Genomic DNA, 7,250 nt, shown 5'->3' on the forward strand with positions numbered 1-7,250 from the left:
CTGTCCTCGTAGAAGGCGGCGTTGGGCTTGTAGGCGGCGGCGTGCTCGTGGGTCGCGTCGATGATCCGACGGTTGAACGCCCAGCGGGGCAGGTCGTGGTCTCGGAGATGGTCGGGGATCCGATCCGGATCGGGGTCGAGCCCCACGCAGACGACGCTGTCTACCGCCTCGATCCGCCGGCCGAGTCGCCCGAAGAAGTCCATACGCGTCCATCACGGGACGGCGACTACAACGTTCCCGTTCGACGGTCCCGGACACGTCGGTGAATCGAGGCAGGATACCATGCCGACCCGGTTCGGACAACGGGGTCGATAGGATACCCTCAAATGCCGGGCGTTCATAAGGACGGTATGGCACTCAGAGCGGTCGTGTTCGATCTCGACTACACCCTCGCAGTGGTTACACGCGACCGGTCGACGCTGCTGGCGGAGGCCTCGGAGTCGGCCGGGATCCCCGTCGGGTTCTCCCGGGAGGAGTACGGCGCGGCCCACCAGCGCGCCCATTCCCACGAGACGCGCGGCCCGATCTTCGCGGACCTCCTCGACGGGCCGGAGGAGGGCGAGGCGCTCGCGACGGCCTATCGTAGCGCCATCGCCGACAGCCTCGTCCCGATCGAGGGCGCCGAGTCGCTGATCGCCGAGCTCGAAACCGACTACCGGGTCGGCCTGCTCACGAACGGGCCGGTGGTCGCCCAGCGCGATAAGCTCCGGACGCTCGGCTGGGAGGAGCTGTTCGACGCCGCGGTCGTCACCGGCGAACTCGAGGAGGGGAAACCCCACCCGGGCGCGTTCGAGGCGATCCTCGAAGCGCTCGAAGTCGCGCCCGAGGAGGCGGTCTACGTCGGCGACAGCGTCGAGACCGACGTGGCGGGCGCCGCGGAGATCGGCATGGTCGTCGTGCAGGTGCTCTATCCCGGCGGACCCGATCCCGATCCGCGGGCCGACGCCCACCTCCACAGGAACGAACTGGTTCGAGGACTCCCCGACCTCGTTGCTCAGATCGACTGAGCCGCCCGCTCGACGACCGCCACCGCTCGTTTTACCTGCGCGCCGTCCTCGACGAACACGAGCGTTTTCGGGGGCCGGGTCGCCTTCGGGCGCACCCGCAACCCGGCCGACTCGGCGCGCTCGACGACGTCGTCGCTCGCCCCGAGTTCGACGTGTGCCCGGTTGGGATGGACGTAGACCGCCGCGAGACACTCGTCGTCCCGTTCGATCGCATAGGCGAACGCCCCGTCGGCGGTCGGCTCGACCTCCCGATCCGCCTCGCGCACCGAGAGGGTATCGAGAACGCCGTCGCTCCGGCCGTCGACCTCGCTCGCGAGCAACTGGGCGATCCGGCGGCCGTCGGCGAGCCGTTTTTCGACCATGCGTCCGCTATTCGCGCCGACGGGTTAGCCCTCCCGGTTCAGCGTCTCGCGGATCGCCGGGACCGCCTCGGAGACGTCCATGCCCCGCCGCCGCGCGAAGACGACCGCCGCGACCTCGATGGTGACGCCGAGTTCGCGCTGGAGTTCGTTGATCCGGGCGACGGCGGTTCGCTTCTCGACGCCGTCGGCCACGATCGCCTCCAGTACGCGCTCGAACGGCGAGCGCTCGACGAGCAGGTCCTCGTCGGGGGAGAAGTCCTCGGGAATCTCTACAGAGTCGACCGGAAAGGTCGCTTCGAGTCCCGCGTCGGTTCGTTCGAGCAGCCCCTCGCTGACGGCGACGTCGATCAGGCGTTTGGCCTGATCGGGCGAGAACCAGTCACGATCGAGCGAGAGCGAGACGACGAAGCGGCTCTCGGCGATCGTGTTCGTTCCTGCACTTCGAAACGGCGCGGCGACGGCGACCCGCAGGCTCATCCCTCGAGGCTGTTCCCGGAGGAACCGTAAAGCGTTCGGATGCGATCCCTTTTAGTACTCACCGACACTCCCTTCGGCCATGAACGATCACGGCCGTTCGACGCGAAAGCGAACCGGCGGGCGACTGCGACCGATGGCGAAGCGAAAGAAACACCAGCTCGGGCGTGGCCCCACCGAGACGCAAGTCGGCGAGAAGAAGTTCAAAACCGTCGATGCACGCGGCAACAGCCGGAAGGTCCGTGCGATCGCGACCGACGTCGCGAGCGTCTCGATCGACGGCGAAGTCAAAAGCGCCGAGATCGAGGACGTCGTCGAGAACGCCGCCAACCCCAACTACGTCCGGCGAAACATCATCACGAAGGGCGCGCTCATCGAGACCTCGGAAGGGCGCGCACGCGTCACCTCCCGACCCGGACAGGACGGGCAGGTCAACGCGGTCCTCGACGAGTAGTCGAACCGACCGTTCTGCGGGCACTCGAACCGTGAGCTCCGCATCCGTCGAACGATAGTCCGGTCTACGGACGCGGGGCGGCCTTCTGGAGCGCCGTCTCCGCGATGTTGCCGCCGTAATCCGCGGTTCGGGAGAGCGAGTCGATGACGAGCCCGAGGAACTGCGCCTGGTGGGCGTCCTCCAGGCTCCGGATCTCCTCGTCGGCCCGCCGGGTGTGCTCGTCGATCGGTTCGACGTCCTCTCGAGCCTGGTTCGCCAGCCGAGTCGCCCGGTCGCTCTCGTCCTCGAGGAAGGCGTCCATCGCCTGCTCGACGACAGCGACCGCGTCCTCGTGGAGTCCCTCGAGCGCGCCGGCGACGTCCTCGGGGACCTCCTCGAGGTCGAGCGCGATGGTGGCGATCTTCGCGGAGTGGTCCGCGATGCGTTCGAGCTGGCGGGCGCTCGAATGGTAGTCGAAACACTGCTCGCGACCCAATCCGATCTCCGCAGCGGCACCCGGATTTCTGAGCGTGGAGCGAAAGACCCGCGAGACCATGAACCACAGCCGGTCGACGTCGTCGTCGCGCTCGATGACATCCGCAGCCAGATCGTCGTCGTCCTCGATCAGCGCGCGAATCGCGTCCCCGAGCATGGTCGTCGCGATCAGGCGCATGCGCGTGACGGCGTTGTGAACCGACAACTGGCCCGAATCGAGCAGGTCTTGGAGGACGACGTTCCCGCTCGTCTCCTCGACGACCTCCAGCCCGACGAGCCCCTGCGTGGCGTTCCGGACGCTGCGGCGTTGCTCGGCCGTGACCTGCTCGGTCTCCAGCCGGATGACGTCGAAGCCGCTGACGTACATCGTCACGACCGCGCGCGTGAGATCGCGCCCGTGGAGGTCGCCGATATCGAGGGTCCCCTCAACGACCTCGTCGCCGCCACGCGGCGAGAGCAACAGCGATTCGCCGTCGGGGTAAAAGGCGATCTCCGTGCCGGCCTCGATGCCGTTGTCGGTCGCCCACTCCTTGGGAATCGAGACGGTAAACGTCGAGCCGCCCGTGACCTGCACCTTCCTCGTGTCCATATCGGTTCCTCTCCGTCCGGGATGGTAAATCTGGCTATGAATATATAGCTCACGTCGGCGGTCGCGAGCGATACGTGACGGTCCGTTCAGTGGTCGTCACGACTCGGTTCAACCGGCGAGCGGTCGGTCCGACCCGAGCCGCCGATGGCGAACGCTCGCGCCAAGAGACCCGGGATATTGAGGGATATATAGTAGTAATAGAAGGATATTTAGTGCGAAGCCGATCAGATGACAGTGATGTCGAGAGACTCATCGGGGCGATTCCCTCGCTCCGTATCGAGGCGCGATTTCTTGGCCGCGGCCGGGGTAGCGGGATCGCTCGGGCTCGCCGGCTGTGCGAGGGTGACCAGCAGCGAGCCGAAGGAAGTGAACATCGCCGGAAGCAGCACCGTCTTCCCGATCGCGGAAGCAGTCGCCTCCGACTTCGTTCAGGAATACCCGGACATCAACGTCTCGGTCAGTCAGACCGGCAGCGGCGGGGGGTTCTCGAACTTCTTCTGTCCGGGCATGACCGACCTGAACAACGCCAGTCGACCCATTGCGGAGGGCGAACAGACCCAGTGTAGCGACAACGGGATCACTCCCGTGGAGTTCACCGTCGGCACGGACGCGCTGACCGTGGTCGTGAACCCGGAAGCCGACTGGGTCGACTGCGTGACGATCGACGAACTCCGGCAGATCTGGCGGGCCGACGGCGCCGAGCGCTGGAGCGACGTCCGGGACGACTGGCCCGACGAACCCTTCGAGTTCTACGGCGCGGCGACGGTCAGCGGCACCTTCGATTACTTCCGCGAGACCGTCATCGGCGAGGACGCCAACCACCGCAACGACTACTCGGCGACCGAGAAGGACCGCACCATCGTCCGGGGCGTCCGGGGATCGCCGTACGCGATCGGGTACTTCGGGTTCGCCTACTACAGCGAGAACCCCGACTCGATCAAGGCGCTCGCCATCGACGACGGCGACGGGACCTGCGTCGAACCCACGCTCGAAACGGCCAAGGCCGGCGAGTACCAGCCCCTCTCGCGGCCGCTCTTTACCTACGCCGCAAAGGAGACGCTCGCGGACCCGGCCGTCGAGCAGTTCGTCCGATACTTCATCGAGAAGGCGGCGACCGACCTCGTCCCACAGGTCGGGTACGTCCCGATCACCGAGGGGGAGAAACGGGAGAACCTCGATCGACTCGACGCGGCACTGGAGGACGTCGCATGACCGCCCACCAGTCATCGACGATCGGTCGGACGATGGATCGAGGTCCACGAGGGGGTGAGCACAGATGAGCGACGCGACGGCCCCGGACCTCTCGAAGCGAAGCGGGCAGAACACCCGCGAGTTCGCCTATCGGGCGGTCTTCTTCGTCTGTGCGTTGCTGTCGGTCCTCACGACGGTCGCCATCGTCGTGACCCTCCTCGGCGACGCGATCACGTTCTTCGCGGAGGTCTCCCCGATCGCCTTTCTGACCGGGACGACGTGGAGTCCGGCGAACGACCCCGTTAGCTTCGGCGTGCTCCCGCTGATCACCGGGACGCTCGTGATCACCTTCGGCGCCGCGGCGATCGCGCTGCCGGTCGGACTGCTGACGGCGATCTACCTCGCGGAGTACGCGAGCGACCGCGCCCGGTCGGTACTGAAACCCGCGATCGAGGTGCTCGCCGGTGTGCCGACCGTGGTGTATGGCTACTTCGCGCTGGTGTACGTCACGCCGGCGCTGAGCGTCGTCTTCCCGACGATCAGTACGTTCAACGCGCTGAGCGCCTCGATCATCGTCGGGATCATGATCATCCCGATGGTCTCCTCGATCAGCGAGGACGCGATGAGTTCGGTGCCCGACTCGCTCCGGGAGGCCAGTTACGGGCTGGGCGCGACGCGCTTTACGGTCTCGACGAGCGTCGTCGTCCCCGCCTCGATCTCGGGGATCGCCTCCTCGTACATCCTCGCGCTCAGCCGCGCGATCGGCGAGACGATGGCGGTCACCATCGCGGCGGGCAACACGCCGCGGCTGGTCGACCTCACCGACCCTGCAGGAGTCTTCCTCGAATCGATCCAGACGATGACCGCCGCGATGGTCCAACTGGGCGCGAGCGACGTGACCGGCCAGTCGCTCGCCTACCGGAGCCTGTTCGCGGTCGGACTGACGCTGTTCGTCATCACCTTCGTCATGAACCTGATAAGCGAATGGGTGGCCTCGCGCTACCGGGAGGAGTACCGATAATGGCGACCGAAACCCGCACTGATACCGACTTCGGCGAGGTCAGCCGCTGGAAGGACCGGGTCTTCGAGTACGTGACGCTGGCGGCGGCGCTGTTCGGGGTCGTCACGCTCGGGGTGTTGCTGGCGTACGTCACCGTCGACGCCGTCGGCTGGCTGGACTGGCAGTTCCTCACGAGCCCGCCCCACCCGATCGCTGCGGAGGCAGGGCTGTTCCCGGCGCTGGTCGGCTCGATCGTCCTGATGGTGCTGATCGCGCTGATCACCTTCCCGCTCGGCGTCGGGGCGGCGATCTACCTCGAGGAGTACGCCTCCGACGGCCGCTTGACGCGGTTCATCCAGCTCAACATCGCGAACCTCGCGGGCGTTCCGTCCGTGGTTTACGGGCTGTTGGGGCTCGGCCTGTTCGTCCAGTTGATCAACTTCGGCTACGGCACCCTGCTGGTGGCCGGCTTCACGGTGTCGCTGTTGATCCTACCGATCGTCATCATCTCCGCCCAGGAGGCGATCCGGTCGGTGCCCGACTCCCTGCGACAGGCCTCCTACGGCATGGGCGCGACCAAGCGCCAGACGATCCGCAACGTCGTCCTGCCCCGGTCGCTCCCGGGGATCATGACCGGGACGATCCTCGCGCTCGGGCGGGCGATCGGCGAGACCGCCCCGCTGATCATGATCGGCGTGCCGACGACGGTCTTCGGCGTGCCCGACGGCCTGTTCGCGAAGTTCAGCGCGATGCCGATGCAGATCTACACCTGGTCGAGCTACCCCGATACGGCCTTCCAGTACGGCGTGGTCTCGGCGGGCGTCGTGACGCTGTTGGTGGTACTGCTCTCGATCAACTCGATCGCGATACTCATCCGCAACAAGTATCAGACGGAGCGTTCATAATGACACGAGACATGACGACATCGGATCCGGAGGAAAGCGACGGAACCACCGCCTCGACGAGTCCGGATCCCGGCGGGTTCTCGGGGGTACAGACGGGCTCGGAACCGGAGCAGACCCCGACGGCACCGGCAGTCGTCGAATCGAGGGACATGGCCGTCTACTACGGGGACGAACAGGCGCTCCAGCCCACGACGATGGAAATCCCCGAAAAGCAGGTGACGGCGATCATCGGCCCCTCGGGCTGTGGGAAGTCCACGTTCCTGCGCTCGATCAACCGCATGAACGACCTCATCGACGTCTGCCAGGTCGAGGGCGAACTCCTGTTTCGCGGCAAGAACGTCTACGACGAGGACGTCGACCCGGTCGCGCTGCGCCGCAGGATCGGGATGGTCTTTCAGAAACCCAACCCGTTCCCGAAGTCCATCCGCGACAACGTCGCCTACGGACTGAAGGTCCAGGGCGAGGAGGTCACCGATGAGAAGATCGAGCGGGCGCTCAAGCGCGCCGCGCTGTGGGAAGAGGTGAAGGGCAAGCTCGACTCGTCGGGTCTGGACCTCTCGGGGGGACAACAACAACGGCTGTGTATCGCTCGCGCCATCGCGCCCGACCCCGAGGTGATCCTGATGGACGAGCCAGCCAGCGCGCTCGACCCCGTCGCGACCAGCCAGATCGAGGACCTGATCGAGGAGCTCGCCCGGGATTACACGGTCGTGATCGTTACCCACAACATGCAACAGGCCGCCCGCATCAGCGACAAGACGGCCGTCTTCCTGACCGGCGGCGAGCTCGTCGAG

General features: G+C 66.4%; 9 protein-coding genes and 1 pseudogene. 6 read left to right on the top strand and 4 right to left on the bottom strand.

Going from position 1 to position 7,250, the window contains the following annotated elements:
• Positions 1 to 203, bottom strand: a pseudogene (locus EAO80_RS17185) (orotidine-5'-phosphate decarboxylase); the annotation flags it as partial.
• Positions 204 to 350: 147 nt separating this feature from the next.
• Here EAO80_RS17185 and EAO80_RS17190 point away from each other — a divergent pair.
• On the top strand, positions 351 to 1,007 hold the full coding sequence (locus EAO80_RS17190; protein WP_122091075.1) for an HAD family hydrolase: 657 nt from the start codon (positions 351 to 353) through the stop codon (positions 1,005 to 1,007).
• Here the strand turns inward: EAO80_RS17190 and EAO80_RS17195 are convergent.
• Complete coding sequence (locus tag EAO80_RS17195; protein WP_122091067.1) at positions 995 to 1,369, bottom strand: hypothetical protein; 375 nt, start codon at positions 1,367 to 1,369, stop codon at positions 995 to 997. The genes EAO80_RS17190 and EAO80_RS17195 overlap by 13 nt on opposite strands.
• A gap of 24 nt (positions 1,370 to 1,393) precedes the next feature.
• Positions 1,394 to 1,846, bottom strand: a complete 453-nt coding sequence (locus tag EAO80_RS17200) for a DUF2240 family protein (protein WP_122091068.1) — start codon at positions 1,844 to 1,846, stop codon at positions 1,394 to 1,396.
• A gap of 79 nt (positions 1,847 to 1,925) precedes the next feature.
• Here EAO80_RS17200 and EAO80_RS17205 point away from each other — a divergent pair, with 79 nt between their 5' ends.
• Positions 1,926 to 2,297: a 30S ribosomal protein S8e gene (locus EAO80_RS17205; RefSeq protein WP_122091069.1), complete on the top strand. Its 372-nt coding sequence runs from the start codon at positions 1,926 to 1,928 to the stop codon at positions 2,295 to 2,297.
• Positions 2,298 to 2,361: 64 nt separating this feature from the next.
• Here EAO80_RS17205 and EAO80_RS17210 read toward each other — a convergent pair whose 3' ends face one another.
• Positions 2,362 to 3,360, bottom strand: coding sequence for a phosphate uptake regulator PhoU (locus tag EAO80_RS17210; protein WP_122091070.1), 999 nt, complete (start codon positions 3,358 to 3,360; stop codon positions 2,362 to 2,364).
• A gap of 237 nt (positions 3,361 to 3,597) precedes the next feature.
• Here EAO80_RS17210 and EAO80_RS17215 point away from each other — a divergent pair, with 237 nt between their 5' ends.
• The 4 genes from EAO80_RS17215 to EAO80_RS17230 all read left to right on the top strand — a co-directional run.
• Positions 3,598 to 4,572, top strand: a complete 975-nt coding sequence (locus EAO80_RS17215; RefSeq protein ID WP_122091071.1) for a phosphate ABC transporter substrate-binding protein PstS family protein — start codon at positions 3,598 to 3,600, stop codon at positions 4,570 to 4,572.
• A gap of 64 nt (positions 4,573 to 4,636) precedes the next feature.
• Positions 4,637 to 5,572, top strand: a complete 936-nt coding sequence (pstC, locus tag EAO80_RS17220; RefSeq protein WP_122091072.1) for a phosphate ABC transporter permease subunit PstC — start codon at positions 4,637 to 4,639, stop codon at positions 5,570 to 5,572.
• Positions 5,572 to 6,456 carry a phosphate ABC transporter permease PstA gene (pstA, locus tag EAO80_RS17225; RefSeq protein ID WP_122091073.1) on the top strand — a complete coding sequence of 295 codons (885 nt, stop codon included), beginning with the start codon at positions 5,572 to 5,574 and terminating at the stop codon, positions 6,454 to 6,456. Before pstC ends, pstA begins: the two co-directional genes overlap by 1 nt.
• Before the next feature lie 11 nt (positions 6,457 to 6,467).
• Positions 6,468 to 7,250: phosphate ABC transporter ATP-binding protein (locus EAO80_RS17230; RefSeq protein WP_394343440.1), on the top strand; the 783-nt coding region annotated here is incomplete at its 3' end.

It is taken from the genome of Halalkalicoccus subterraneus, assembly GCF_003697815.1.
GTDB lineage: Archaea > Halobacteriota > Halobacteria > Halobacteriales > Halalkalicoccaceae > Halalkalicoccus > Halalkalicoccus subterraneus.